We start from the raw sequence: 2,721 nt of genomic DNA on the forward strand, positions 1-2,721 counted from the left end.
ACCACCACCCGCCTTCAACACACCCAACAACGCCACCACCAGATCCGCCCCACGCCCCAGGCAGACCCCCACCAACCCACCCCGCACCAGACCGGCCTCCACCAACCGCGCAGCCATCCGATCCGACAGAACATCCAACTCCCCGTACGACAACCGGCGATCACCATCCACCACCGCCACCACACCCGGAGCCCGCACCACCTGCTCCCCGAACAACCCCGACACCGTCCCCGACGGCGCCGGACCCGCACCACCACCCCACCCCGACACGATCAACTCACGCTCGCCACCCACCAACACCTCAACCGACCCGACCAACTGCTCCGGATCCGCGACCATGGCGGTCAACAGCGAACCGAGACGGCGGCCCAGCACCTCCACCATGCCGTGGTCGAAGAGGTCCGCGGCGTACTGCAGCTCCACCTCGATCCCGCCCGGCGTGCCATCGGCAGCCCATGCCTCGGTGAAGGCGAAGTTGAGGTCGAACCGGGCCGGCGCCGTGTCGAAGGTCTCGGATTCCAGGGTGACGCCCGGGAGTTGGAGGCTGCCCTCGCTGTTGTTCTGCAGGACCAGCATCACCTGGAACAGCGGATGCACCGAAGCCGAGCGAACGGGGTTCAGCTCCTCCACCAGGCGCTCGAACGGCAGGTCCTGGTGCGTGAACGCCGCCAGATCCGCATCCCGGACCCGCCCCAGCAGCTCACCGAAGGTCGGCGCACCCGACACATCCGTCCGCAACACCAGCGTGTTCACGAAGAATCCGACCAGCTCGTCCAACGCCTCGTCCGAACGCCCCGCCACCACCGTGCCGATCGGAATGTCCGTCCCCGCGCCCAACCGCGACAACAGAGCCGCCAGACCCGCGTGCAACACCATGAACAGCGTCACACCATGCCGACGCGCCAACCCCTCCAACTCCGCATGCAGCCCGGCATCCAGCCCGAACTCCACCAGACCACCCGCACGCGAAGCCACCCCCGACCGCGGCCGGTCCAACGGCAGCGCCACCTCCTGCGGCGCATCCCGCAACACCCCCGACCAGTACGCCAACTGCCGCTCCAGGACCCCGCCCAACAGACCCTGTTGCCACAGCGTGTAATCCGCGTACTGCACCGGCAACGGCGACCACTCCGGAGCAACCCCGGCCAACCGAGCCCGATACGCCGACGCCACCCCCTCCCACAACGGCTCCATCGACCAACCGTCACTCGCGATGTGGTGCAAGGTCACCACCAGCACCGACTCACCCTCGCCGACGGAGAACAGCACCACCCGTACGGGCACATCGGTGGACAGGTCGAACGGCGTGAACGCGGCCCCGCGCACCGCCTCGTCCAGCGCGTCGCTCGCGCACTCCACGACCGTGAAGGGCACCTGGACGTCCTGGGCGGGCAGCACCAGCTGGCGGGGTTGACCGTCGACCGCCGGGTAGACCGTCCGCAGCGCCTCGTGCCGCCCGACCACGTCACCGATCGCCTGCCGCAGCGCCTCGACGTCCACCGCACCGTGCAGCCGGAACACGAACGGACTGTTGTAAGTGGCGGAGGCGCCTTCGAGCTGGTCGAGGAACCACAGCCGCTGCTGGGCGAACGACAGCGGCAGCACCTCCGGACGCTCACCCGCCACCAACGCCGGTCGTGCCGGGCGGCCCTCCTTGAGCTTCTCGGCGACGCCGACGACCGTGGACGCGTCGAACAGGTCGCGGATGCCGAGTTCCGCGCCGAAGGTGCCGCGGATGCGGCTGATCAGCCGGGCCGCGAGGAGCGAGTGCCCTCCCAGGGCGAAGAAGTCGTCGTCGATCCCCACCGACGGCAGCCCGAGGACCTCCGCGAAGATGCCGCAGAGCAGTTCCTCCTGCACCGAGCGCGGCGCCCGACCGCCCGGGTCGACGGCAGTGGCGGCAGGCGCGGGCAGCGCACGCTGGTCCAGCTTGCCGTTCGGCGTGATCGGCAGCGCCTCCAGCACCACCACCGCCGAGGGCACCATGTGACGCGGCAGCCGCTTGACCAGGAAGTGACGCAGTTCCGTCGCGTCCACGGCCCTGTCGTTCGCTGGGACGACATAGCCGACCAGGCGCTTGTCTCCCGGCCGGTCCTCGCGTGCCACCACGGCGGCCTGCGCCACCGCCTCATGCGCCAACAACACCGCCGCGACCTCACCCGGCTCGACCCGGAAACCCCGGATCTTCACCTGGTCGTCCGCACGCCCCACATACTCCAGCACCCCGTCCGCACGCCAACGACCCAAGTCACCCGTCCGGTACATCCGCTCACCCGCCACACCCAACGGATTCGCCACGAACCGCTCCGCCGTCAACCCCGCCCGACCCACATACCCGTGCGCCAGACCAGCCCCCGCCGCATACACCTCACCCACCACACCCGCCGGCACCGGACGCAACCACTCGTCCAACACGAACACCCGCTTGTTGCCCACCGGACGCCCCACCGGCAACGACGAACCCGCCAAGTCCACGTCCGTCACCGCATGGCACGTCGTAAAGCCCATACTCTCCGCCGGCCCGTACCCGTTGCCCACCCGCAACCCCGGATACAAGCCCAGCACCTTGGCAACGTGCGCCACCGAACCGGCCTCACCACCCGTGAACGCCGTCCGAACCCCCGCGAACGCCCCCGGATGCTCATCCACCAGGAAGTTGAACAGACTCGCCGACAACTGGAGCATCGTCACACCGTGCTCCACCACCAACGCCTCGATCAC

At 69.3% G+C, this 2,721-nt stretch carries 1 protein-coding gene; it reads right to left on the minus strand.

All coding sequences use genetic code 11. The features are described from left to right. On the minus strand, window positions 1-2,721 hold a 2,721-nt coding region (locus tag ACFU6K_RS35975), incomplete at its 3' end, for a condensation domain-containing protein (RefSeq protein ID WP_380670386.1).

Origin of the sequence: Kitasatospora sp. NPDC057512 (assembly GCF_042802135.1) — a bacterium.
Taxonomy (GTDB): domain Bacteria; phylum Actinomycetota; class Actinomycetes; order Streptomycetales; family Streptomycetaceae; genus Kitasatospora.